The 23,654-nt window shown below is 68.6% G+C and carries 28 protein-coding genes and 1 tRNA gene; 16 read left to right on the top strand and 13 right to left on the bottom strand.

The features are described 5' to 3' along the window. Positions 1–39: 39 nt before the first annotated feature. Genes KZ829_RS28480 through KZ829_RS28470 form a run of 3 tightly spaced genes read right to left on the bottom strand, consistent with a single transcriptional unit; the run spans position 40 to position 2,431 of the window. Positions 40–864 (bottom strand): aminoglycoside phosphotransferase family protein, encoded by an 825-nt coding sequence (locus KZ829_RS28480; protein ID WP_220146998.1) that lies wholly within the window; start codon positions 862–864, stop codon positions 40–42. Beyond that, entirely contained in the window at positions 861–1,568 is a 708-nt protein-coding gene (locus KZ829_RS28475; RefSeq protein ID WP_308285698.1) for an HAD family hydrolase, read from the bottom strand. Before KZ829_RS28475 ends, KZ829_RS28480 begins: the two co-directional genes overlap by 4 nt. Continuing rightward, positions 1,565–2,431, bottom strand: coding sequence for a winged helix-turn-helix domain-containing protein (locus KZ829_RS28470; RefSeq protein WP_220146997.1), 867 nt, complete (start codon positions 2,429–2,431; stop codon positions 1,565–1,567). The genes KZ829_RS28475 and KZ829_RS28470 overlap by 4 nt, the downstream gene beginning before the upstream one ends. A gap of 256 nt (positions 2,432–2,687) precedes the next feature. On the opposite strand from KZ829_RS28470, the gene KZ829_RS28465 reads away from it, so the two are divergent. From KZ829_RS28465 to KZ829_RS28420, 10 genes are all read left to right on the top strand, one after another. After that, positions 2,688–2,945 carry a hypothetical protein gene (locus tag KZ829_RS28465; RefSeq protein ID WP_220146996.1) on the top strand — a complete coding sequence of 86 codons (258 nt, stop codon included), beginning with the start codon at positions 2,688–2,690 and terminating at the stop codon, positions 2,943–2,945. 19 nt (positions 2,946–2,964) lie between these two features. Beyond that, entirely contained in the window at positions 2,965–3,252 is a 288-nt protein-coding gene (locus KZ829_RS28460; protein WP_220146995.1) for a hypothetical protein, read from the top strand. Positions 3,253–3,257: 5 nt separating this feature from the next. Beyond that, positions 3,258–3,989, top strand: a complete 732-nt coding sequence (locus tag KZ829_RS28455) for a GntR family transcriptional regulator (RefSeq protein WP_220146994.1) — start codon at positions 3,258–3,260, stop codon at positions 3,987–3,989. Positions 3,990–4,083: 94 nt separating this feature from the next. After that, positions 4,084–4,515: a hypothetical protein gene (locus KZ829_RS28450; RefSeq protein ID WP_220146993.1), complete on the top strand. Its 432-nt coding sequence runs from the start codon at positions 4,084–4,086 to the stop codon at positions 4,513–4,515. 100 nt (positions 4,516–4,615) lie between these two features. Next, positions 4,616–4,933, top strand: coding sequence for a hypothetical protein (locus KZ829_RS28445; RefSeq protein WP_220146992.1), 318 nt, complete (start codon positions 4,616–4,618; stop codon positions 4,931–4,933). 2 nt (positions 4,934–4,935) lie between these two features. Then, positions 4,936–6,333: an FtsK/SpoIIIE domain-containing protein gene (locus tag KZ829_RS28440; RefSeq protein WP_220146991.1), complete on the top strand. Its 1,398-nt coding sequence runs from the start codon at positions 4,936–4,938 to the stop codon at positions 6,331–6,333. After that, positions 6,330–6,857, top strand: coding sequence for a DUF2637 domain-containing protein (locus KZ829_RS28435; RefSeq protein WP_220146990.1), 528 nt, complete (start codon positions 6,330–6,332; stop codon positions 6,855–6,857). The genes KZ829_RS28440 and KZ829_RS28435 overlap by 4 nt, the downstream gene beginning before the upstream one ends. Beyond that, positions 6,854–8,653, top strand: a complete 1,800-nt coding sequence (locus KZ829_RS28430) for a replication initiator (RefSeq protein ID WP_220146989.1) — start codon at positions 6,854–6,856, stop codon at positions 8,651–8,653. The genes KZ829_RS28435 and KZ829_RS28430 overlap by 4 nt, the downstream gene beginning before the upstream one ends. Next, positions 8,650–8,850 carry a helix-turn-helix transcriptional regulator gene (locus KZ829_RS28425; protein ID WP_220146988.1) on the top strand — a complete coding sequence of 67 codons (201 nt, stop codon included), beginning with the start codon at positions 8,650–8,652 and terminating at the stop codon, positions 8,848–8,850. Before KZ829_RS28430 ends, KZ829_RS28425 begins: the two co-directional genes overlap by 4 nt. A 2-nt stretch (positions 8,851–8,852) precedes the next feature. Beyond that, the gene (locus KZ829_RS28420; RefSeq protein ID WP_220146987.1) at positions 8,853–9,980 is read left to right on the top strand and encodes a tyrosine-type recombinase/integrase; all 1,128 of its coding nucleotides are present in this window, start codon (positions 8,853–8,855) and stop codon (positions 9,978–9,980) included. A gap of 18 nt (positions 9,981–9,998) precedes the next feature. Here KZ829_RS28420 and KZ829_RS28415 read toward each other — a convergent pair. Then, positions 9,999–10,072: transfer RNA gene (locus KZ829_RS28415), tRNA-Thr, on the bottom strand. 58 nt (positions 10,073–10,130) lie between these two features. Here KZ829_RS28415 and KZ829_RS28410 point away from each other — a divergent pair. Continuing rightward, positions 10,131–11,840, top strand: a complete 1,710-nt coding sequence (locus tag KZ829_RS28410) for a metallophosphoesterase (protein WP_220146986.1) — start codon at positions 10,131–10,133, stop codon at positions 11,838–11,840. A gap of 144 nt (positions 11,841–11,984) precedes the next feature. Here KZ829_RS28410 and KZ829_RS28405 read toward each other — a convergent pair whose 3' ends face one another. Beyond that, positions 11,985–13,151 (bottom strand): MFS transporter, encoded by a 1,167-nt coding sequence (locus tag KZ829_RS28405; RefSeq protein WP_220146985.1) that lies wholly within the window; start codon positions 13,149–13,151, stop codon positions 11,985–11,987. A 61-nt stretch (positions 13,152–13,212) separates the two neighbouring features. Here KZ829_RS28405 and KZ829_RS28400 point away from each other — a divergent pair, with 61 nt between their 5' ends. Beyond that, the gene (locus KZ829_RS28400) at positions 13,213–14,355 is read left to right on the top strand and encodes a geranylgeranyl reductase family protein (RefSeq protein ID WP_220146984.1); all 1,143 of its coding nucleotides are present in this window, start codon (positions 13,213–13,215) and stop codon (positions 14,353–14,355) included. A 21-nt stretch (positions 14,356–14,376) separates the two neighbouring features. On the opposite strand, the gene KZ829_RS28395 is transcribed toward KZ829_RS28400, so the two are convergent. From KZ829_RS28395 to KZ829_RS28375, 5 genes are all read right to left on the bottom strand, one after another. Continuing rightward, positions 14,377–14,898, bottom strand: coding sequence for a DUF6226 family protein (locus KZ829_RS28395; RefSeq protein ID WP_308285697.1), 522 nt, complete (start codon positions 14,896–14,898; stop codon positions 14,377–14,379). Between the two features lie 56 nt (positions 14,899–14,954). Beyond that, positions 14,955–15,158, bottom strand: coding sequence for a DUF397 domain-containing protein (locus KZ829_RS28390; RefSeq protein ID WP_208469940.1), 204 nt, complete (start codon positions 15,156–15,158; stop codon positions 14,955–14,957). Positions 15,159–15,371: 213 nt separating this feature from the next. Beyond that, on the bottom strand, positions 15,372–15,569 hold the full coding sequence (locus tag KZ829_RS28385) for a DUF397 domain-containing protein (RefSeq protein WP_183225350.1): 198 nt from the start codon (positions 15,567–15,569) through the stop codon (positions 15,372–15,374). Positions 15,570–15,612: 43 nt separating this feature from the next. Then, a complete protein-coding gene (locus tag KZ829_RS28380; protein ID WP_220146982.1) occupies positions 15,613–16,509 on the bottom strand; it encodes a helix-turn-helix domain-containing protein in 897 nt (298 codons plus the stop codon). A gap of 190 nt (positions 16,510–16,699) precedes the next feature. Then, the gene (locus tag KZ829_RS28375; protein WP_220146981.1) at positions 16,700–17,137 is read right to left on the bottom strand and encodes a DUF6232 family protein; all 438 of its coding nucleotides are present in this window, start codon (positions 17,135–17,137) and stop codon (positions 16,700–16,702) included. Between the two features lie 374 nt (positions 17,138–17,511). On the opposite strand from KZ829_RS28375, the gene KZ829_RS28370 reads away from it, so the two are divergent. Together KZ829_RS28370 and KZ829_RS28365 are read left to right on the top strand one after the other, a co-directional pair. After that, positions 17,512–17,967, top strand: coding sequence for a DUF2231 domain-containing protein (locus KZ829_RS28370; RefSeq protein ID WP_220146980.1), 456 nt, complete (start codon positions 17,512–17,514; stop codon positions 17,965–17,967). A gap of 179 nt (positions 17,968–18,146) precedes the next feature. Then, a complete protein-coding gene (locus tag KZ829_RS28365; protein ID WP_220146979.1) occupies positions 18,147–18,905 on the top strand; it encodes a hypothetical protein in 759 nt (252 codons plus the stop codon). A 1-nt stretch (position 18,906) separates the two neighbouring features. On the opposite strand, the gene KZ829_RS28360 is transcribed toward KZ829_RS28365, so the two are convergent. From KZ829_RS28360 to ku, 3 genes are read right to left on the bottom strand one after another with little or no spacing between them, the layout of a single operon-like run. Beyond that, positions 18,907–20,205 carry an MFS transporter gene (locus tag KZ829_RS28360; RefSeq protein ID WP_220146978.1) on the bottom strand — a complete coding sequence of 433 codons (1,299 nt, stop codon included), beginning with the start codon at positions 20,203–20,205 and terminating at the stop codon, positions 18,907–18,909. 54 nt (positions 20,206–20,259) lie between these two features. Beyond that, on the bottom strand, positions 20,260–20,748 hold the full coding sequence (locus tag KZ829_RS28355) for an NUDIX domain-containing protein (RefSeq protein ID WP_220146977.1): 489 nt from the start codon (positions 20,746–20,748) through the stop codon (positions 20,260–20,262). Between the two features lie 39 nt (positions 20,749–20,787). Continuing rightward, complete coding sequence (gene ku, locus KZ829_RS28350) at positions 20,788–21,732, bottom strand: non-homologous end joining protein Ku (RefSeq protein ID WP_220146976.1); 945 nt, start codon at positions 21,730–21,732, stop codon at positions 20,788–20,790. A 64-nt stretch (positions 21,733–21,796) separates the two neighbouring features. On the opposite strand from ku, the gene ligD (KZ829_RS28345) reads away from it, so the two are divergent. Both ligD (KZ829_RS28345) and ligD (KZ829_RS28340) read left to right on the top strand, forming a co-directional pair. Next, complete coding sequence (ligD, locus tag KZ829_RS28345) at positions 21,797–22,738, top strand: non-homologous end-joining DNA ligase (RefSeq protein WP_443611887.1); 942 nt, start codon at positions 21,797–21,799, stop codon at positions 22,736–22,738. Beyond that, a complete protein-coding gene (gene ligD, locus KZ829_RS28340; RefSeq protein WP_220146975.1) occupies positions 22,728–23,636 on the top strand; it encodes a non-homologous end-joining DNA ligase in 909 nt (302 codons plus the stop codon). Before ligD (KZ829_RS28345) ends, ligD (KZ829_RS28340) begins: the two co-directional genes overlap by 11 nt. Positions 23,637–23,654: the final 18 nt, after the last annotated feature.

Genomic DNA, 23,654 nt, shown 5'->3' with positions numbered 1-23,654 from the left:
ACCAGCCTGCCGCGTACCGAAATTCTTACCGGGGGCGTGCTAGACCCGCGCCGCTTGGGCGACTGCCATCCACGCATCAAGGCGGGCGGGGCTGACCTGGGCCAACTCGGCGATGTACGTCCGAATCTCGGAGGCGGGGAACGCCGCGGTGACTCGGATCGCGAGTACGGCGACGTCGTAGGTGTGTTCGCCTGTTACGCCACGAGGGTCGATGAACGCCCAGTGGGTGGGGCCGCTGGCGATGATGTTGCCGCTGGAGGCGTCGCCGTGGCACAGGGCCGGTGCGTGGCCGCGGGCTAGGTCGTCCAAGAGCGCGAGCGCGGTTTGTCGCTCGTTGACGGGGGCGATGGTGGTGCCGGGGCGGAGGTCGATGAGTTGGTCGTCTTCGAGGCGTTCGCGGAGCCAATCGAAGATCGAGGGCATTCCCAGCCGAGGTGGTGGCTGGTCCCGCATCGCCGCCAGCGGTGCAAATAGGGCTTGAGGATCGACGGTTGCAGGAGCTACCTGGCTGAGAGGAGTGCCGGGTAGGACGCGGTCGATTACGGTCCAGGTTCCATGATCGGTGGTCACGGCTTCGTGGACTCGTGGGGCGGCGTCTAGGTTGGCGAGTGCGGTGGCGACGGCGGCTTGGTCGGCTCCGTGGGGGTCGGGGCTGCTGCGTAGTACGAGTGGGCCGTGTGGTGTGTCGACGGCGGTGACGAATCCGTAGCGGGCCGGCAGGACCTCGCGTGGGGTGGCCTGGTAGCGGTCGCAGAGGGTGCGGAATTCGGTGCCGACTTGGGCGGCCCAGGGTTCGGCGATGTCGGGCCAGCGGCGGCGGATGTTGGCCAGGACGGTAGCTGGCACTGTGAGTTGGTCGGTCACCGGGCTGGCCTGGTCTCGGTCTTGTGTAGCGCTTCCGTTAGCTCGTGCATGGAGTCGATCACGATGTCGGCTCCGGCGTTGGTGAGGCGCTGGCGTTTTCCTGGTTTGTTGGCGTAGCCGATAGTGGGGATGCCGGCGGCTCGGCCTGCCTCGATGTCGGTCACTGAGTCACCGATGAAGGCTGTGGTCATTGGCGTTGCGTTCATGCCGGCAAGGCCCCGTTCCAGGAGGAAAGGGTGTGGCTTGAGTAGGCGTGGGTCCATGCCGTCGTAGCGGGCGACGATCCCGTCGATGTAGCGGGCCAGGTCGTGGTTGTGGAGGTAGGCGCGGATGGCGGCATTGGCGTTGTTGCTGACGATGGCGACCTGACGGCCTTTGTCGCGAGCTGCTCGGAGCACCTCATCGGCACCCGCTGTTGGTGCGGCGGTCTCCGCGGCGGTGACTTCCGCGTCCCGGCCCGCGTCGGCGACCTCGCGGGTTAGTCGCTCGTCGTCCAGTCTCGCAACTGCGATGAGGATCTGGAGTGGGTCGGCGTCCAGTCCGGCGATAGCCGGTGGCAGCTCGCCGCCGAAGCGACGACGGATGACCATCCGCAGCTCATCGGCGACCGTGGTGGCAGGGTGGCCGGCGAACACGGAACAGATCGGGCCGTCGAAGTCGATCAGCAGGCACCGAGTGCGGGCGAGCAGGTCGGTGAGGGTCACGGGGTGTACTCGTGGGCGATGGTGTCCCAGATGCTGTCAAACCAGGCTCGGGACTGTTGGACGAACTGGTCTCCGGCGTCGCCCTCGTCGCCCGTGACGGCGTAGTGGAACAGCGGAACGTCCTTGCCCAGGACGTCGAAGATCGGGACCGCCTGCTTGTCTACCGAGACGGTGTTGCGAACGACGGGGTAGAAGCCGAAGAAGACCTCGTCGCGGTTGAGGATGTAGAGCTTCGACAGAACCGTGGTGCCGTAGGCCCGGATCTCGGTGGTGGCGTTGCGGACCAGGCCCAGGGTCGCCAGCTCCCCCACCGATTCGACGATTGCCTCGGTGTGACGACGAGCAATCCGGGCGGCCCGTTCACGGACGGCGGGATCGTCTCCGGCGGGCTCGGCGCGGGACGGGATTACCGCGGGCAAGGCCAGGTCGGGTAGCAGGATGCGGATGGCGATCGAGTCGGGTGTCAGGCGTCCGGCGCGGATTTTGTCCAGTGGTTCCTGGATGGCGCCGTGGAGGGTTTCGCTGGAGAAGCCGGCGAAGTCGATGGTGATGTGGGACTGCTCGAACGCGGCCTCGATGTGTGGGCGTAGGCCGACAGGGCGGTCGGTCTGGGCGCGGACGAACGCGCCGCTGCCCTGGCGGCTGATGATCAGGCGGTCGTCGCGGAGGATGCGTAGCGCGGACTTGATGGTCTCGCGGGCTACGCCGTAGCGCTCGGCCAGATCGTTTTGGGAGGGCAGGCGTTCTCCGGGGGCGAAGCGACGCGTCAGGATCGCCGCGCGCAGCACGTTTGCGATCTGTTGTGAGGCCGGGCGGGCGTCGTCCGGCTCCAGGTCGTCGAGGTCGCGGGCTTCCACGTTCACAATCGACAGCTTACGGCCTGGCTAGCCAGGCTAGGTGTTTCGGGACGTAGAGGGTTGCGGATGTCTGGGGACAGCCGTACGGTCAATCTGACTAGCCAAGCTAGTCAGATTGAGCCTTCGCTTGACGTTGCTCGCTGCGTTTGATCCGGGCGGCTGACCTTGTCCAGCGGGGGCGATCGGCACCGGGGCGGGCCAGCTACGCGACTTTCACCTGGTCCGCCTCGGTGTCTCTCCACGTTGCTGCGGAGGTCCCGTCATGCCCGAACCGCTCGACTTCGGCGGGCAGACACCGCCGATCGATCCGCCTACCGGCTGTAACAGTCCGCTCGTGTGGCGGCTGGCCCGGCGCTTGTATGCCGATCATCAGCCCGGCCCGGACGGCTGGTGTCTGAGCTGTCGGCCCGCGATCGTCTACCCCTGCATGGCGCGGCGGCTCGCGGACCTCGGGTTGGCGACCGCGATGGGCTCCGCGTCGGCCGGGCCGCGCCCTGCCAACAAAGGTCATCACTGGTGACCGAGGCCGGTGACAACCGATGAGCGTGCTGTCGATCTCCATGCCGCCGCTGCTGTCGGTCCCGGCTGATCAGATGGTCGGCCGGGTCCTGCATGTCCCGGCCGGATCGTGCCGCTACCGCAGCGACGGCCTTGTCCTGCTCGTCCGGCACGTTCGTCTCGACATCTCGTGGTGGTATGGCGGGTTCTGGGTCTGGGTGGAGGGCGACGAACTCGCCGAAGACGGGTACCGGCTGCGGTGGACGCAAGCCCTGGTGCACGTCACGGCTTGCGACCTGGGTGCCCTCGCCGGGCATCGCGCGAGGTGAGCGGCGTGCCGGTCGGCCCGAGTTCGGTGAAGTACGCGCACATCGTCGACGCGCTCCAGCAGCGGATCGCGCATGGCACGTACCCGCCCGGGTCGATGCTGCCCAGCGAAGCGCAGTTGGTGCGCGAGTTCGGCGCTTCCCGCTCGACGGTGGTGCGGGCGCTGGAGTACCTGCGGCAGCTCGGCTACTTGGAGGGCTTGCAGGGCAAGGGGCGCCTCGTGCTCGGGACTCCCCCGCGGCGTCGGCCGACACCGCCCCGGCGGACGCATGAGGCGCTGCACCTGGCGGAGGTCGGGAACGGCACGCTCATCGGAACGGGTCGCGCGCCGGCCTCTTCCCGGATCGCTTCGATCCTCGCCGTTCCGGCCGGTGAGCCGGTGATCGCCCGGCAGCGGGTCATGCAGGGCACCGCGACCGGCTGGGCGACGCTGTCCACGGTCTACCTTCCGGCGGCTGCGGCGGTCGGCAGCCGGTTCGCTGACGCCGGGCCGCTCCGCGAGGGCGTACTCGATCACCTGGAACAGTGCCGCCGTCTCGTCGCGGCTGACGTGGTTGAGCGGATGTCGGTGCGGCCGGCGACACCCCGCGAATCGACGCTCCTCGCTCTCGATCCGGGCACGGCCGTCCTGGCGATCCTGCTGGTAGTGCGCACCGCAGCCGCATTTCCGCTGCTAGCGGTTGATCTTGCGGGCGCGTTGCCCCCGTCAGGCATCGAAGAACTCTTCTCGATTCGGTAGAGATTTTACTTGGCTAGCCATGCTGTACATGTGCTAGCTTTCTGTCCAACTTGGTTAGTCAAGTAACCAAGTGTCGACGGAGGGGAGTTGTTCGGTGATTCCGAACTCGATCAAGGTGCCGGTGCCGTGGGAGTACGTGGCGCCGCATGGTGCGCTCTGCCTCGGGGTGGAGCCGGCCACCGATTTCGACAAGCGCGGCCAGGGTGATGACCAGTTGCGGGACAAGGAGACCGGCGAACGGGTCTGGCTGGTCCGGATGCTCGACCTGGACCCGGAGGCCGGGAAGTTCGGTGGGTCGAAGGAGTTCAAGGTCAAGGTCGTCGCGGCGCAGCAGCCGGTTCCGCCCGCCTCGGCGGTGCCGGGCTATCCGCCGATGGTCGAGTTCACGGACGTGATGCTGACGCCGTACGTGGACTCGCAGAAGTGCAAGGGCACGGCAAACAAGTGTCGGTCGCGGCTGGCCTGGTCGGTCAAGGCCACCGGCATGACCGCACCGCAGCAGGCAAGCCGCGCGAAGGCTGGCTGACCTGCATGTAGTCGCGTCCGGGAGCGGGGCCAACAACCGCCAAGAAGTTCTCCCCGCCCCGGCCGCTCCAACCACCACCCCAGTGAAGGAGTGGGCTGTGATGCCCAAGGTAGTCGACGCTGCCCGCGTCACCACACCGTCCAACACCGTATGGCGTACCTGCATCGGTTGCAGTGACACCAAGCCCCTCACCGCGGACGTGGATCGCTGCGACAACTGCGAGGACGCGGCCGATCAGGAGGAACTCCGGGAACGCACGCTCACCGGTTGGGAACACGTCAACCGCTACGCCGGAGTGATCGGCCGGATCGAGGCGTGGGCACTGCTGATCCCGAACGTCAGCGACGCCAAACGCCTCGACCACATCCGGCAGGCCCTGGCCACCCTCGACCAGGCCGACGGCAAGGCGGTGAGCTGACCATGCCGCTGATCAACATCATCCGGGGCGAGACCATCCCCGTCGCCCCGCTCAACGTCCGCACCCCCGTCGTCAAGTTCCCCATCTGGGCCGTCGTCGTCTGGGAAACGGTCAAAGCCCTGGCCTGGCTGACCACCACCTACGTGCGCCACTGGTACGCCACACTGCCGGTCACCGGGCTGATCTGGCTCTACGCCGTCCACGGCTGGCAAACCCTCGCCGCGCTCGTCGGCGGGATCGCAGTCGCCTCGACAGGCTGGGCATTCGGGCATCGGCCGACGTGGCTGCGGTTCGGCTGGTGGCCGATCCTCGCCAAGGCCCGGCGGCTGCTCTACCGGCGGCGATGGATGGCCGCAATGGTCACCGCAAACCTGTCAATCTCCTACGACAAACGCACGATCATCCCGCAGATCCGCCGAGTCCGATGCCGCGCCGACTGCGATGAGGTGCTGGTGCGGATGGTGACCGGCCAGATCCCCGACGACTTCGCCAAAGCCAGTGAGCGGCTCGCCCATACCTTCGGCGTGCGGCAGGTCAAGGCGATGCCCGGCCCGACTTACGCCACCGTGGTCCTGGTCCTGATGCGCGGCGACTCGTTGCACGAGACGGTCGAGCCGCTGCCCGTGCCCTACCGGCCGGACTACACCTCCCTACCCATCGGCGTGCAGGAGGACGGCGAAACCTACCGGCTGCGGCTGTTCGGCACCCAGGTCCTGATCGTCGGGGCCACCGGCTCGGGCAAGGGGTCGGTGATCTGGTCCATCGTCCGGGCGCTGGCCGGGGGCGTCGAAGCGGGGCTGGTCGAGCTGTGGGGCCTGGACCCCAAGGGCGGCATGGAGTTGGGGATCGGTCGGCCGTTGTTCGCCCGGTTCGCGTCCCGCGACTTCGCCGAGATGGCCGCCCTGATCGAGCGGGCGGCCCAGGTCGCCCAGGAACGCGCCGCGAGGCTGGCGGGCCACACCCGCCAGCACCTGCCCACCCCGGGTGAGCCGTTGATCGTGCTGGTCGTCGACGAGCTGGCGAACCTGACCGCCTACCTCACCGAGCGGCAGCTCAAGGACCGGATCAAGGCCGCACTCGGCATCGTGCTCACCCAGGGCCGCGCCGTCGGGGTGCATGTGGTGGCGGCGATCCAGGACCCCCGTAAGGAGGTGCTGCCCGCCCGCGGCCTGTTCCCGACCCGGATCGGGCTACGCCTGTCGGAACCGGCAGAGGTCGACATGGTCCTGGGCGACGGCATGCGCGACCGCGGAGCCCTGTGCGACCGGATCCCGCAAACCCAACCCGGCATCGGCTACGTCGTCCTGGAAGGTGACCCGACACCGATGCGGGTCCGGCTCAGCTACTGCGACGACGACACCGTCCGCGACATGGCCAAAACCTACGGGGGTGCGGTATGAAGCTGACCGCCGAACGCATCGAGGGCCTGACCCTGACCGCCATCCTGGCCACCGTGGCGCTGGCCGCCGGGTGGGCGTCGTTCTCCCACGTCCACGACTGGACCATGCGGCACGTCCCGACCGGAACCCCGGACGCGTTCGGCTGGGTCAACGCCGTCATCTCCGAACTCGTCCCCGTCGCCGCCCTACTCACCATCAAGCGGCGGCGTCGGACAGGCGGTTCCATCGGCTACCCGCTCTGCCTGCTCGTCGCGGCCGGCACCCTGTCTCTCGGCGCGCAGCTCGCCGTCGCCCAGCCCAGTCCGTCGGGGTGGCTGCTGTCGGCGGTCCCCGCGCTGGCGTTCATGGCCCTGGTCAAGCTCGTCTTCACCGGCACACCGCCAGCGGCTCCCACTGAGGCACCCGCCGCCCCGGTTCCGGTCTCTGCTCCGACTACGGCTCCGACTCTCGTGGTGAACGCGGTACCGGTGCGTCCGGTCGCTCGGCCCAACGGGGTGCCGGTCATCGGGCAGGTGACCCGATGACCACACCCACCCTGATCCCCGCTCCGGCCGAGACGCTTACGCCTCGGCCGGGCTCCCGGGCCGCGCGCCTCGCCCAGCCTCGCGCCGTCGACGCGCTCAAAGATCTGGCCATCGACCACGGCGTCTGCATCCGCCCGATCGCGCTCCGCCGGACCGACCTGGCCACCGGGAAGACGGAACTCGTCGACCTGCCGTGCGGCGCCACCTTGGAAGCGAAGTGCCCGCCGTGTGCGAAGCGGGCACGACGGTTGCGGCAGGTCCAGATCCGGGAGGGCTGGCATCGGGCCGATGAGCCGCTGCCCGGTCCGGCACCGGCCACGCCCCGGCAGCGGGACCTGATCACCGCACGGGCACACCTGGAGTTCGAGCGGGCCGCTCTCCAACTCGCCGCGATGGACCCGGACCAGCGGGCCACAGAGCTGGACCGGATCGACACGGCGATCGGCGCGGTAGAGCAGGAGATCGCCGCGGAAGGGCTGCGGGGCAGCATCGCGCCGGGCCACAACCGCGACGCCCAAGACGACGACGAGGGCGGCCCGCGGCGGGTGCGGTCGACCAAGCGACGCCAGGACGTGCCCGACCTACCCCGGCAGAAAGTAGAGGCGCGCACCGTCGGCCGCACCTACGTCGGCAGCGATGGGGTCGAACATCGGCCGTCGATGTGGCTCACCCTCACCCTGGACAGCTACGGCCCCGTGCACTCCATCCACACCGGGCGGCCCTGCTCGTGCCGACGCTGGCACACCGAGGGTGACCCGCTACTCGGGACGCCGGTCGACCCCAGCAAGTACGACTACCGGCGCGCGGCGTGGGATGCGGTGCACTTCCCGCGGCTGCTCGACCGGTACTGGCAGAACCTGCGCCGCGCGGTCGGCTGGAACGTCCAGTACGCGGGCTGTGTCGAGCCTCAACGGCGGCTCGCGCCGCACGCGCACTTCGCGATCCGGGGCACCATCCCGCGGGCGATGCTGGAGCTGGTCGCCACCGCCACCTATCACCAGGTGTGGTGGCCGGCGGCCGACCGGCTCCGCTACCCGATCGACCGACCACCGACCTGGGACAGCAAGACGGAGTCGTGGGTGGACCCGGACACCGGGCGCCCGCTGTCGACCTGGGGCGAGGCTCTCGACGCGATCGACGACGACCCGGACGCTGAGCCCGCCCATCTGGTCCGGTTCGGTGCCCAGGTCAAGGCCAAGGGTGTCGACCCGGGCACGCGGGATGCCGAACGGACGATCGGCTACATCACCAAGTACGTGACCAAGTCGGCCGCGGACTGTCACCAGGTGAGCAGCGACCCGCAACGCCAGCACCTCGACCGGCTCTGGCACGAACTGCGGGTCACTCCGTGCTCCGAGCGGTGCTCGAACTGGCTGCTCTACGGCGTGCAGCCGAAGAAGGCCCACGGCAGGCTCCGGCCCGGCCATTGCAAAGGACGCGTGCACCAGAAAACGACCCTCGGCATCGGCGGACGACGCGTGCTCGTCTCCCGGGACTGGTCCGGCAAAACCCTCGCCGACCACCGGGCGGACGCCCACGCCTGGGTCAAGGCACTGCTCGGCATCACCACCGACGAACCGGAACCCGATGCCGCGGAGAAGCCGGCCGTCGCCTGGGAGATGGCCCGGCACGACGACCCCGACCTGCCCGCACTGGAACACCGACTACTACGGGCGATATCCGAACGAATCCACCGCCGGGCACAACTGAACGCCGCTCGGCAACGCGTCGGCTCCGACCCACCGAACTCCTCTGACTGTCCGTCCGGCCTGACCCGAGAGGTGACCCACAGGTGAAGCGAGCGACTGTTCGGCAACTCCCGATCGCGCCCCGGCTCTGGTCGGTGGGGGACGTCTCCGACTTCCTCGGCATCCCGGTCGGCACCCTCTACCAGTGGCGCCACCGCGGCCAGGGTCCGCGCGCCCGCAAGGTAGGCCGACACCTCCGCTACGACCCCGTCGAGGTGCAGTCCTGGCTAGAAGAGGCGGCCTGACCATGAGCATCGAGAAGAGGCCCAACGGCAAATGGCGTGCCCGAGTCCGTGACGCCGCCGGCAAGGAGCACTCGCGCCACTTCCCCCGCAAGGTCGACGCTGAGCGCTGGGAGGCGGCTTCCCGTTCGGCAATCACGCGCGGCGACTGGACCGACCCGGCCCGCGCCAAGGTGACGGTCGGCAACTGGGCAGCGCAATGGCTGGAGGCGCAAGTCCAGCTCAAACCCACCACCCGCGCCCGGCACGGCGTAGCGCTCCGGCGGCAGATCCTCCCGACCTGGGGAGACATGCCGCTGTCCGCGGTTTCGTACGCGGAGGTGTCCGCCTGGGTGCAGCGCATGACCGCCTCGGGACTCGCTCCGGCAACCGTCCGGTACGCGCACCGCGTCTTCTCCATGATCCTGAGCCATGCTCTCCGCGACGGCCGGATCTCCCGGAACCCCGCAGACGGCATACGCCTGCCCCGGGTCCTGCGGGAGGAACCGGTGTTCCTCGACCACGCCCAGGTGACAGCGCTCGCGGACGCCTGCGAACCGTACGGCCTGCTGGTCCGCTTCCTGGCCTACACGGGCCTGCGGTGGGGCGAGATGTCGGCGCTGCGGGTCGGCAGGCTGGATCTGCTGCGGCGCCGGGTCACCGTGGCGGTGGCGTTCAGCGAGGTCCGCGGCCAGTTGATCGAGGGCACCCCGAAGAACCACCAGCGGCGCTCGGTCCCGATCCCGCGCTTCCTCGTCGACGAGCTGGCCGCCCACGTGGCTGGAAAGCCGAAGGACGCGCTCGTGTTCACCGCCCCGAATGGCGGCCCGCTACGCAACACGAACTTCCGTCCCCGGTTCTTCACGCCGGCGGCCGAGTCGGTGGGCCTGACCGGTATGACCCCGCACGACCTGCGGCACACCGCGGCCTCCCTCGCCGTGGCGGCCGGCGCCAACGTCAAGGCGGTTCAGCGGATGCTCGGCCACGCCTCGGCGGCGATGACGCTGGACGTCTACGCGGACCTGTTCGAGGACGACCTCGACCAAGTGGCGGACCGCCTCGATCAGGCGGCTCGGGGTGCGGACTATATGCGGACCGGGACCGCTCCGGACACCGTCGTGGACCTGTTCAAAAGAAGAACCCCAGGTCACTGACCTGGGGTTTTCTCACTGAGCCGCCTGTCGGAATCGAACCGACGACCTACGCATTACGAGTGCGTCGCTCTAGCCGACTGAGCTAAGGCGGCAACGGTTAGTCATCTTACTGCATAGACGGACACCCGCTCATCGGGGGAGGATCGTTCGGTGGCCATCGTTCCCCGACAGCACCCTGCCCGGCCCGAGACGAATGTGCCGAACCGGCCACGCAGCCTCGACCCACAGGAGCTCGGCTTCACGCGGAAAGGGCCGATCGGCTGGCTGGCGCCGTTGCTCCTGCTCAGCACCGGGTTGCGGGCGGTGCTGCACCTGTTCTTCGGGGCGTACCTGGACAAGCGTGAGTTGCAGAACGCACTGGACGGCGACGTCTTCGACCACTCCACCACGGCGACCGGCGAGCTGTGGCTGGACTACGTGGCCGACCTGGGGGACGGGTTCGACGCCACATACTCGGTGGCGTACCTGTTGTCGCAGGAGGAGCTGGAGGTCGACGGCGAGCGGCTGCCCCGCGGCCGGCTGCTGCTGATGGGCGGCGACCAGGTTTATCCGCTGGCCAGCGGCGACGGCTACGAGAACCGGATGAAGGGCCCGTACCGTGCGGCTCTTCCGGAGGCGCCGGCCGGTGCGCCGAGGCCGACCCTGTTCGCGCTGCCCGGCAACCACGACTGGTACGACGGGCTCACCGCCTTCCTGCGCCTGTTCGCCCGGCGTAAGGACGGGCACATCGGCGGCTGGCGTACCGAGCAGCGCCGTTCGTACTTCGCGGTGAAGCTGCCCGCCGACTGGTGGCTGTTCGCGGTGGACGAGCAGTTCGGGGCGTACATCGACGACCCGCAGCTGCTGTACTTCGAGAAGGCCGCCGAGCAGGTCGGCGCGGACGACCGGGTCATCATCATGACGCCGTCGCCGACGTGGGTGAAGGCGAAGGACAATCCGCACGCGTACGACGCCGTCGACTACTTCATCCGGACCATCCTGGCGCCGACACAGGCGCAGGTGCGGGTGCTGGTGTCGGGGGACCTGCACCACTACGCGCGGTTCTCCGGGGAGGACCGGGAGCTGATCACCTGTGGGGGCGGTGGGGCGTACACGCTGGGCACCCAGAACCTGCCGGACCACATCATGGTTCCGCCGAAGGAGACGCTGACCCGTAGCCGGAGCCGCAGCCTCCGGTACGACCTGCGCGGCGCCTTCCCGGACGCGCCGACCTCACGGCGGATGGGCTGGGGCGTCTTCCACCGGATCCCGCGGCGCAACGCCGGGTTCGCCAACCTGCTCGGCGTCATCCACACGCTGACCATGTTGGCCATGGCGGGCGCGGCCAGTCAGGGCGGCAACATCCAGCGGCTGTTCAGCATCCCGCTGGTGCTCATGCTCGTACTGATCATGGCCGGAACCATCGCCTTCGCGAAACCGGACGGCCATGCCCGGCACTGGGTCCTCGGGGTGGCGCACGGCCTGACCCAGATCGCCCTGGCGATCGGCGGCACGTGGGTGTGGTTGCAGCTCCCGTTCCGGGACTGGCCGTGGCCGGGCCCACTGGCGGTGGCCGCCTTCGTCTACGGCCCGGTGATCGCGCTCGCCTCCAGCCAGGTGGTGGCGCTGTACCTGCTGATCGCCACCCGCTTCGACGTAAACGTCAACGAGCTGTTCGCCGGTCAGGGCATCGAGGACGCCAAAAGCTTTCTGCGCATGCACATCACGCCCGACGGCTCGCTCACCATCCACCCGATCGGCGTCGACCGGATCTGTCACGACTGGGTGGCCGACCCCGACGGCGATCCGCACGCGTCCTGGCTGCGCCCGGCCTCACCGTTGACCGCGCACCGCATCGAGCCTCCGATCAGGATCAACTAAAACCCATCTAGGGGTACGCGCGAACACCGCCCCCGCCGAACCCGCGCCGTCCCGCCGGTTCCACGCGAGCCGCTGCCCACCCGCGCCCGGTGCCGCGCCCGCCGGGCTGAGCTGCCCACTCACCCTTGTCCGAGTGGTCCTGGATCAAGCCGGCGCGCGCAGGGCCGGTGTCAGCACGATCGACAGGACCAGCAGCATCGCCACCGCGAGCAGTCCTCGCGAGACCGTGTAGTGGTCGCCGAGGAAGCCGATCAGGGGTGGCCCGCCGAGGAAGGCGCAGTAGCCGATCGAGGCGACCACCCCGACCCGGGCGGGGGCGCGGGCCGGCTCGTCGGCGGCGGCGCTCATCCCGACCGGGAAGCCGAGGGACGCGCCCAGGCCCCAGAGCAGGGCGCCGGCGAAGGCGACCGGGGTGGACGGTCCGAAGACGAAGAGCAGCAGGCCGCCCAGGCCGATCACCGCGAGCGCCCGTAGCACCGGGACCCGGCCGTAGCGGTCCAGCAGGTTGGGCCCGTACCAGCGGCCGACCGTCATGGCGGCGAGGAACAGCGCGAAGGCCAGCGTGCCGGTGGCCGCAGTGGTGCCGTAGTCGTCGATCAGGGCGATGTTGATCCAGTCGATGCCGGCGCCCTCGGTGAGCGCGAAGGCCAGCACGAACACGCCGATCAGCAGGGTGCGCGGCTCGCGCCAGGCGGCCAGCGCGCTGAACGTGCCGCCGCCGGGTTCGGGTTCGGTCTCGTCCGGCACGAATCCGCGGACCGACACGACGACCGCCCCGGTCACCAGCACACAGGCGAGGACCACGTGCCAGGTGACCCCGATCCCGGCCTGGACGACCGCGGCGCCGACGAGTGCCCCGGCGACCGTGCCGACGCTGTACCCGGCGTGGAACCGGGACATGATCGAGCGGCCGATCTTCCGTTCCACGACGGCGGCCTGGACGTTCATGGCGACGTCCCACGCGCCGGTGGAGAAGCCGTACAGGTAGAGCGCCACGACCACCGGGACGACTCCGAAGTGGTAGCCGACCGCCGCGGCCGACAGCGACGCGCCGAGCATGATCGCCATGGTGCCGACCATGGCCCGCGACCCGAACCGGTGGACCAGGTGACCGGCCAGCGGGAGTGACGTGATCGAGCCGGCCGCGATGGCGAGCAGGACCAGCCCGAGTTCCGACGGGGTGAGTCCCAGGTGGTCGCGGATCTGCGGGATCCGGGACGCGAAGGTCGCCATGGCGACCCCGAGGAAGATGAAGGTGATGTAGACGGAGCGGGTGCTGACCCGCGGTTCTGACGTCTCGACCGTGCTCAAGCGATGACCCCGTGTGATCGTGAAAGCGTTTTCACAAGTCACGTTATCTAAACTTCGGACTGTGCAGCAGGGGCCGGAGTGGGACGTCGCGGTGGTGGGAGCAGGTCCGGCGGGGTTGTCCGCGGCGCACGCGGCGGCGTCCGCCGGGGCTCGGGTGATCGTGCTGGAGCGGGCCGAGCACCCGCGTTACAAGACGTGCGGCGGTGGCCTGCTCGGCGTCTCGATGCGCCTGAGCGCGCCCCGGCTCGACGTGCCGGCCCGGGATCGGATCCACGCGGTGACCTTCACCCATGACGGTCGCCGCGGCTTCACCCGCCGCTCCGCGGACGGGCCGGTCGTGACCATGGTCCAGCGCGATGACTTCGATCACGCCTGGTGCCGGGCCGCGGTTCGAGCCGGAGCGATCGTACGGGAGAACGCCCTGGTCCGGGCCGTTTTCCAGGGGGAGGGTACGGCCACCGTGACCCTGGCCGACGACAGCACCGTGACGGCGCGGGTGGTGATCGGCGCGGACGGTTCGGCCGGGGTGACCGCCCGGCACGTCGGGGTGGTCTTCGACCAGCAGGATCTCGGGCTCGAGGTGGAGCTGGCCGCGAGCGAGACCGACCGGCGCCGCTGGCGGGGCCGGCTGCTGCTCGACTGGGGCCGGGTGCCCGGCTCGTACGGCTGGCTCTTCCCCAAGGGCGACCAGCTCACCGTGGGCGTGATCATGGCGAAGGGCCGTGGCGCCGAGACGAAGGGCTATCTGCGGGAGTTCGTCGCCCGGTTGGGCCTGGCCGACCGTGTGGTGCTGCGCGACTCCGGCCATCTGACCCGCTGCCGCAGCGACTCCGCCCCGGTGCGCCGTGGCCGGGTGCTGGTCGCCGGTGACGCGGCCGGTCTGCTGGAACCCTGGACCAGGGAGGGCATCAGTTACGCGCTGCGCTCGGGCACCTGGGCCGGCACGGTCGCGGCTTGCGGTGGTGACCTGAGCGAGTACGACCGCCTGATCGGAGCGGACCTCGCCCCGGAGATGGCGGCCGGGCGCCGTCTGCTGAGCCTGTTCGGCCGCCACCCGGGGCTGGTCCACGCCGTGCTGGCCAGCCCGCTGGGCTGGCGTGCTTTCACGCGCTTCTGCCAGGGCGACTTCTCGATGGCCCGGGTGCTGCGGCGGCGGGCCGTCGGCGCGGCGGTGAGTCTGCTGGGCGGCCGGCCGGCCGGATGAGCCCGGCCGGCCGGCACACGGCTAATTCGAGCGGAGCTGCCAGGGCGCCCATTGGATCGGCGCGGCGAAACCACCACGCCGGGCGTCCCTGGCCCCGTCCGCCGAGAGGGGTCCCTCGCGGTCGGATTTCACTCCGGAGCCGATCAGCCGGGTCTCGAACCAGGACCCGCTCAGCCCTCGGCGGACCCGTTCCCACAGCCCGCCCTCGATGAGCGCATCGGCGTGGGTCCGCAGGTGGTCGATGAGGACTTTCGGGTCCTCGTCGCAGGCGTCACAGGAGCAGGTCGGCAGAGACTCGTCCCACCAGCGGCCGAAGCGCAGGCGCAGGCCCGGGTCGGAGAACTGGACCGCCAGCGGGGCCGCGGTGGGCGTGCGGGGGATGAGCCGGACGGTCCGTACGAGCGCCTCGTCGCGCCCGAGTGGTTCCTTGCCCTCCCGGCGCTCCACCTGGTAGCGCTCGGTGAGCTCGTCCAGCAGGGTTTCGGCCGCCTCGTGCAGCGTGGCGAAGCGGTCGGGGTCGGTGGCGTCCGGGTTGCCGTCCACCACTGCAGTATGCCGCGCTCGGCCCGCGGCATCCGGACCCATCGGAGGAAGGTGAGTCATTCGTCGAAACCGAAGTCTCCGGCCTTGACTCCGGCCACGAACGCGTCCCACTCCTCCTTCGTGAAGTCGAGGGGCGTGGCACCGAGGTTCTTGCTGTCACGGATCAGGAACCGGTTCCCGATCCTGGCCACCTCGACACAGGTGCCGGTCGCACATCGCCCACTCCGGCGCCACCGTGGCTCTTCCGTCGGTTTGATCATGTGTGTGCACCTCCGTGACGGTTCGGAATCCACGGTATGCGAATGAACCGGACTCGGCTGAGCACGTACATGAATGAAAAAGAGAAAATGCCGCTTATCTCACGGAATGCGAGATATGCGGCGCCAATTTATTGGGATAAAGCTGTTTTGCGAATAGTTTTGACCGGCCCGCTCTGCAAGAACGTTATGTGCAGAGCGGGCGGGCCGACGACTTCAGAAGCGGAACTCGCCCGCGGCCACACCCTCCACGAAGGCGTCCCACTCACTCTGGTCGAAGCTGAGCGGGGCGGCCTCGGGGTCCTTCGAGTCGCGGATCAGGTACTGGTCGTTCACCTTCGCGACCTCGACGCACGTCGACGTGCCGCACCGGCTGCTCTTACGCCAGGCGGGCACGTTCATCTCGTTCTGCATTGGGGACCTTTCAAAGGAATCATGCTCGTGTTGTCAAAATCGGTTACCGGGACGGCCGGTCCGTATCGGCGCGTTCCAGCTCTTTGATCCGCCGTTCGATGAATTGAATCGTGTCCGCTTCATCCGCGGCCTCCTGCCAGACCCGGTCGTATCGCGCGCGGTGTTTCGCGGCCATCTCCTGGTCCTCGACCATTTCGTCAGTCAAGCCGGTCTCCCGGTACAGCACCTCGCCGCCACCGAGCATGAGCAGGTCGAAGCTTGCGTTGTTGGTGACCGAGGCGTCGAGCGAGAACGGCACCATCCGGACCCGGACCGAACCGTCCTCGGCATGCTGCTTCAGGTCGCGCAGTTGATCCGCGAAGACGGCCGGCCCGCCGACCGCGCGGCTCAGCACGGACTCGTCGACCATCAGCAGTATCTGCACGTCCCCGGCGCGCCCGAGCAGAGTCTCACGACGTTTCGTTCGGGCCTCGACCCGCCACCTGCGCTGGTCCTCGCTCAGCTCGTCCTCATACCGGGCCATCAGTGCGGTCGCGTAGTCGCGTGTCTGCAGAGGGCCAGGTATGTAATAGATCGAGTAGGAGCGGATCTCCGCGGCCTCATTCTCGTACTCGATCAGTTTACGCAGGTCATCGGTGAGGGTGTCGCGGAATTCCGGGGCCTGGTACCACGCTTTTCGCTGGCGTGTGCGGGCGAGGCGGGCATCGGCGAGCAACTCCGTGACGATCGCCTTGTCCTTGATTCCGAGGTAGTTCAACAGCGGTTTCAGATCGTTCGCGGAGATGCTGACATCGCCCCGCTCGATTCTGATGACCTTGCTGTGCGACCACTCCATCTCTTCGGCGACCTGATTTTGGGTGAGCCCGGCTTGCTCGCGCGCTTCGCGGAGCGCGAGACGTACGCGCCGGCGCGCGATGGTCGGCGAGTCACCCTCGGTCATGAGTCCTTCATCGTCGAAGTGGAGTGACGCTGGGTAGTGGTGAAGTCTCGGCCTGCGACCTGGCTGTCTGCCACATGGCAACCAGCGAGGTCGCGGAACATCCTAGTACTGTCCTATCAGAACGACCGCTGTCAGGGGCGGTTTTGATCAAAAAGCAACATCACCCGAGAGATCCTCGCGAAGGCGCAGGTCAGGCGGCTGCGAGCCCGTAACCCCAGGGTGTCCGCCGGGTGTCCTCCATGGCGCGGCGCAGGGCCCGGCTCACCTGATTGAAGACTCTCGCGTCGGCGGAGGAGTAGAGCACGACGGCCGTCCCACGGTACTGCGCGTGCAACTCCCAGCGGCCTGGCTCGCGCCAGAGCATGGCTACGCCCGGTACCGCCAGTCCGAGGAAGACGAGAACGTAGATCGCCGGATCCGGTAGCAGCGTCCAGCCGGCGCCCGCGGCGGCGAGAGCGCCCGCGGCGAGAGCCGGAGCGTACGGGCGGATGCGTGAGGGCGCCTGCACGAGGCCGACATTGCGCAGATCGGAGATGGCGAACACTTGCGGCGCGGAATGGGGGTGCCAGACGAACTGATCGTCGGACACCAGGGCGTCGGGACCGCGATAGTAGATCCGTGTGCGCATGGCGAACTCCTCATCGCTGTTTCTTGCGAGGAGGGAACGAGCGGAGCCACCAATGGCGCGAGACTCTTTCCCGCCTCGCTCGAGTCGCAACGAACGAAGGCTCAGAGGCGGACAACGGCACCCGTTTGCCGCCGGGTGCCGTTGCTTGTCTCTCCCTCCAACTCCGCCCTTGCTCTCATTGCAGTGAAGCACGCCACCCAGCAGTCCGCCATCACTCAACCTGCCATGTCGCAGATTGCGAACAAGCCGCTCAGTGCGGGTTCGTCTGCTTCATCAGTGGGCACCGAGGCGTTTGCCCGTCGAAAACACCGGGTAGGCCAACTCCGGACGCGGAGACGAACCTGTATTTTCGCAGGTGGGAAGGCGAAGACCTGATGGAGACCCGGTTGAATGTCGCGGGCCAGGCGGTTCACCCGATTCTGGTGATGTTCCCGCTCGGCCTGTTCGTTATGGCGGTTTTGTTCGATATCGCCGACTTGCTGGGCGGCCCTAACATCCTGGGCGCCCTGGCGTACTGGAACATCGTGGCCGGCCTGATCGGTGGCACCCTCGTGATGGTCGCCGGCGCCGTCGACGTCATGTTCGCCCGGCGTGCCCGGGACCGCCGCCTCGGTGTGTTGCACGGTCTGCTCAGCGTGGGCGTGCTGGTGGTCTTCGCGGTCATCGCGATGCTGCGGGTGCGCGAGCCGGACCGGGTGGTGAGCGGTGGGCTGTTCGCCGTCGAGTTGCTCGCACTGGTGCTGGCCGGGTTCGGCGCGTGGTTCGCCGGTGAGGTCGCCAACGGCCGGGCGCCCGCGTTCGCCCGGGCCGCGGTCGGCAACCGGAACTAGTGACGCCTGGAAAGCGGCAAAGCCGTCTCGGCTCTTTCGGTCTGACTGTTCGGCCAGTGGTTGTACATACCGAAGGCCAGAAGTGCGCTCCTCGTCTGGAAAGTGGCGACCGGGTGCATGGAGGATGCTCTCGCGTGACAACGAGACGGAACCGTCCGTTCGTTGGGGGAGAGGAATCCATGCGTAAGTCACTTGCCCGCCGCTGCGCCGCGGCGGCTCTGGCCGTTTTCACCGGGCTCACCACCGTGGCGCTGGCCGCCTCACCGGCGCAGGCCGCGCCCGGGCTCGCCGGTGTCACGCTGTCGACCGGCACCGTGGTGCTCGACGGGGACGCGGGCTGCGCCAACCGGGTGAAGGTGACCTTCAAGGTGTACGACCCGGTGGCCGAGGACGACTACGTCAGCGTCTCCGCGGACGTCATGGGACCGGACGGCGACGCGGTCGACTTCCTGTTCCCGAAGCAGGCCTCACGCAGCGGCGACTACGCCTACCTGACGGACTACGTCTTCATCTGCGGCGGTCTGGACGGACCCGGCCGGTACACCATCCGGACCGAGCTGGAGTGGTTCGGCGACGACCTGGTCGATCACGTCGTGGAGCGGGTCGACACGTTCTACGTCAAGCGGCCGACATCGCTGACCTACGACGCGACCCCGGAGCCGGTCAGGAAGAACAGCGCGCTGACCCACAAGGGCGTCCTCAAAGCCGACCCGGTGGGGTACGGCGCGAAGTACGGCCTCAAGGGTGCGGTGCTGCGGTTCTACTTCAAGGCCAGCGGCGCCAAGAGCTACACGTACAAGGGGCAGACCACGACCGGCACCGGTGGCAAGTACAGCAAGAAGTTCAAGGCCACCAAGTCCGGTACGTGGATGGTCGTCTACGCCGGCAGCAGCATCCGGCAGCCGCAGACCAGGTTCGACGCGGTCAAGGTCAAGTAGCTCATCGCCCGGCGCGGGCGTCGGCGGTGGCCACCCACTCCTCGTCCGCGGCCTTCTTCAGGGCCATGCCGTCCTTGCCGTTGTATTTGAGGAACTTCGGCAGGGCGGCGGCCAGGGCCACGGTGCCGGCCACGCACAGGACGCCACCCATCCAGATGGAGCCGGTCACGCCCAGGCCGGTACGGGCCATCGCGCCGGCCCGGAGCTGACCCAGCAACGGGCCGGTGGTGTACGACAGCATCTCGATGCCGGCCAGCCGTCCGCGCAGATGGTCGGGGATGGTCTGGTTCCAGATGATCATGCGGAACAGGCCGGAGACCATGTCCGCCGCACCCGCGAAGGCCAGGCAGAACAGTGTCAGCCAGAGGGTGCCGGAGAGGCCGACACCGATGATGCCGACACCCCAGAACGCGGCCGCGATCAGCACCATGAGGCCGTGCCGGTGCACCCGGGCGGTCCAGCCGGAGCCGAACGTGGCGATCAGCGACCCGACCGCGGGTGCGGCGTACAGCAGGCCCAGCACCTTCGGACCGCCCAGGCTCTGGGCCAGGAACGGGTAGAGCGCGGACGGCATGCCGAAGAACATGGCGTTGATGTCGACCAGGTAGGTGCCGAGCAGCTCGGGGCGGGACTTCGCGTACTTCAGACCGGTGACCACGCTGTTCAGCGACGGGCGGTCGGCGGCCACCGGCGGCGGGACCGCCTTCACCAGGGTCAGGCAGATCAGCGAGACGGCGAAGGTCAGCAGGTCGAACGCGTACACCCAGGCCAGGTCGAAGCTGGCCAGCAGGATCCCGGCCAGCGGCATGCCGAAGAGCTGGGCGAACTGCATGCCGAGCGAGTGGAGCGACATGACGGCCGGCAGTTCCTCCGGCTTCACGAGCCGGGGGAGCATCGCGTCCAGTGCGGGACGTTGCAGGCCGGCCACCGCGGCGGTCAGGAACGCCGCCACGTAGAGCAGCCACAGGTGCGGCTCGTCGGAGAGCGAGTTGACCAGCAGAATGCCGCAGATCAGGGCGAGCGCGAACTCACTGCCGCGGACCAGCAGGCGGCGGTCGATGTAGTCGGCCAGCGCGCCGCCGACGAACGACATGATCAGCAGGGGCAGCAGCTCGCAGACGCCGATCAGGCCCACCATGAGCGGGTTCTTGGTCAGCTCCGCCACCTGGTACGGAATGGTGACATAGCTGATGAACGACCCGAAAGCCGTCACCACCCCACCGGTGAAGACGAGCCGGAAGTCCCGGGACGTGCGTAACGGGGACAGATCCAGGCTCAGCCGGCGGCGCTTGGTGCTCACGAAGCGCAATCCTGCCTCAGCGAACAGGAGACCGCATCGCGATTTAGGCCACCCTTACTTCATCACCAGGATGCCGGTCTTCTGGAAGGTGGCGAGGTCGGCCAGCGCCTCGTCGATCACGAACGATTTCTGCCCGGGCAGCGCGTCGAGCGGGAAGAACCCGGCGTCCACGCTCTCCTCGGTCTGCCGCAGAAGCTCGCCCTCCCACGAGTGCACGACGAAGGACATCAAAACCTGCTGGTACGTGTGCCGGTACTCGTTGGTGTAGGTATACGCGGTGTAGAACGCGTACGGCGTCAGAGACGTGGCCCGCAGACCGGTCTCCTCCCACAGCTCACGGACGGCGCACTCCGCCATGCTCTCGCCGAGTTCCATGGCGCCGGCCGGAATCGCCCACCGGTGGTTGTCCGACCGCTGGATCAGCAGCAGTCGGCCCTGCTCGTCCAGCACGATCGTCCGGGCGCCGACGAAGAAGATCGTGTCGGAGTCGCCGACGCTCGCCCGCACCCGCCCCAGGTAAGACTCCGCCCACGTCAACGCCATCGGGCCACCCCACATACATCACCCATGGGAGGAGCCTAGTCATGCGGACTTCTTCGTGGCCTTCGCGGCGGACGTGGTCTTCCTCGCGGTCGTGCTCTTGGCCGGGGCGGCCTTCTTGGCGGGAGCCGCCTTCTTCCGGGGCGTGGCCGCCTTCTTCGCGGGTGGGGACGCTTCGCCCGTACCCCCGGAAGGTTTTTGATCTTCACCACGGGCCTGGCGCGCGCGTTCGACGGAGGCCTTGAGCGCCGCCATCAGATCGATCGCCGCGGCCGGCGCCTCCTCGGCCTCCTCCGGCTGGACCACCTCGCGGCCCTCCACCTTGGCGTCGATGACCTCCTGCAACGCGGTCCGGTAGTTGTCGGTGAACTCGTCCGGCTTGAAGCTGCCGGCCATCGAGTCGATCAGCGAGCTCGCCATCGCCAGCTCGGCCGGCCGGGTCTCGATGTCGTCGTCGAGGAAGCCGAACTCGGGGGTGCGCACCTCGTCCGGCCACATCATGGTGTTGAGCACCAGCACGTCGTCGCGGACCCGCAGGGTGGCGAGCTGCTCGCGCTGCCGGATCGCGATCTTGACGATGGCCACCCGGTCGGCGTCCCGCAGGGCGTCGCGCAGCAGCACGTACGGTTTCGCGGCCTGCCCCTCCGGCTCCAGGTAGTACGCCTTGGCGAACAGGATCGGGTCGATCTGCTCGGCCGGAACGAATTCCAGGACGTCAATGGCTCGCGACGTGCTCAACGGCAGCTCGGCGAAATCCTCATCCGTCAAGATCACCATTTCGCCGCCGCCGATGTCGTACCCCTTGGCTATGTCGTCATAGCTGACCACCTCGCCGTCCACCGAGCAGGTGCGCTGGTACTTGATCCGCCCGCCGTCGGTGCGATGCACCTGGTGGAAGCGGATGTCCTTCTCCTCGGTCGCCGAATACAGCTTGACCGCAATCGACACCAGACCGAACGAGACAGCGCCTTTCCAGATCGCTCGCATGCTCCTCAGAATGGCATCACTGGGACGCCTGCGTAAGGTGAACGCTTTTGCCTATGGTGATCGGGTGTCCGGATCACCGCTCACCCCGATGCTCGCGACCGCGGGCCGGCTGCCGGTGGGCCCGGACTGGAGCTACGAGTTCAAGTGGGACGGCGTCCGGGTGCTGGCCCTGTTCAGCGGCGGGCCACCGGCCCTGTACGCGCGGTCCGGAGCGCTGGTCACCGCCGCCTACCCGGAGATCGCCGACCTGAGCATGCCGGACGGCACCCTGCTCGACGGCGAGATGGTCGTCCTCGACGCGGCCGGGCGGCCGTCCTTCACGGCGCTGGCCGAGCGCATGCACGTCCGCGACCGCAACCGCGCGACCCGGCTGGCGGCCGGCCTCCCGGTCACCTACCTCATCTTCGACCTGCTGTTCCTCGACGGCATGGACTACACCGGACTGCCGTACCTGGCCCGCCGCGAGCGCCTGGAAGAACTCGACCTGGCCGGCACCCGCTGGATGGTCCCACCGTCGTTCGGCGACGGCCCGGCCACCGAGACGGCCGCCCGGGAGAACCATCTCGAGGGCGTGATGGCCAAACGCTCCGACTCCGTCTACCTGCCCGGACAGCGCTCCGCGGACTGGGTGAAGGTCAAGTTCGACCGGACCGGCGACTACGTCATCGGCGGCTGGCGGCCCGGCGTGCGCAAACTCGGCGGACTGCTGGTCGGCGTACCCACCCCGGACGGCCTGGCATTCCGGGGCCGGGTCGGCGGCGGCATCGGCGCCGCCGCCGAGAAGGACCTTCTCTCGCGGCTGGCGCCGCTGGCCACCACGGACTCACCCTTCGCCGCCGGCGCGGTGCCGCGGGTGGATTCCAAAGGCGCCCATTGGGTACGACCGGAGCTCGTGGCCGAGATCCGGTACGGCAACCTGACCCCCGACCGTCGCCTGCGCTTCCCCCGCTTCCTGCGGCTGCGCGACGACAAGAAGCCGGAGGAGTGCGCCGACGATGCCTCGTGACCGGTTCCTGGTGCACATCGAGGGCCGCGACCTCGAACTCTCGAACCTGGACAAGGTCATGTACCCGTCGGCCGGATTCACCAAGGGCGAGGTGATCGACTACTACACCCGGGTGGCTCCGGTGCTGCTGCCGCACCTACGGGACCGGGCGGTCACCCGCATCCGCTACCCCAACGGGGTCGACGAGGCGCACTTCTTCGAGAAGAACAGACCCGGCGGAACCCCCGACTGGGTACGCCTGGAAAGACTGCCGGTACCCGGTTCCACGAAGAGCCGGGAGACCATCGACTTCGTGGTCGTCGACGACCTGCCCACCCTGGTCTGGCTGGCCAACCTGGCCGCCATCGAACTGCACACCCCACAGTGGCGGATCGGCGCCGACCCGGACCTGCTGGTCGTCGACCTCGACCCGGGAGCGCCGGCCGGTCTGCGCGAGTGCTGCGCGGTGGCCATGCTGATGCGCGACCGGCTGAGCGCGGACGGCATCACCGCCTATCCCAAGACCTCCGGCAAGAAGGGCATGCAGCTGTGCTGCCCGATCTCCGGAACCCAGTCGTCCGACGTGGTCTCCGGCTACACGAAAAGGGTCGCCGAGGAGCTGGCGAAGATCGTGCCCGGCTCGATCACCGCGAAGATGGCCAGGCAGCTGCGCCCCGGCAAGATCTTCATCGACTGGAGCCAGAACAACGCGTTCAAGACCACGGTCGCGCCGTACTCCCTGCGGGCCGGCGCCACACCCACCGCGTCGACCCCGCTGACCTGGGACGAGGTGATGGCCATGGCCACCGGCGAGATCCCCTCCGGGCAGTGCGGCGCCATCGAGACCCTGCAACGCGTCGAGGAACGCGGCGACCTGCTCGCCGCGATGCTCCAGCCAGGCCCGATCGTGCCCGAATAGAGGGGGAACGGTACGGGA

It is taken from the genome of Actinoplanes hulinensis (assembly GCF_019429605.1).
In the GTDB taxonomy this organism is placed as follows: domain Bacteria; phylum Actinomycetota; class Actinomycetes; order Mycobacteriales; family Micromonosporaceae; genus Actinoplanes; species Actinoplanes campanulatus.
Note: the sequence above shows the minus strand (reverse complement) of the source record. Positions and strands in the feature narration are given on the sequence as shown.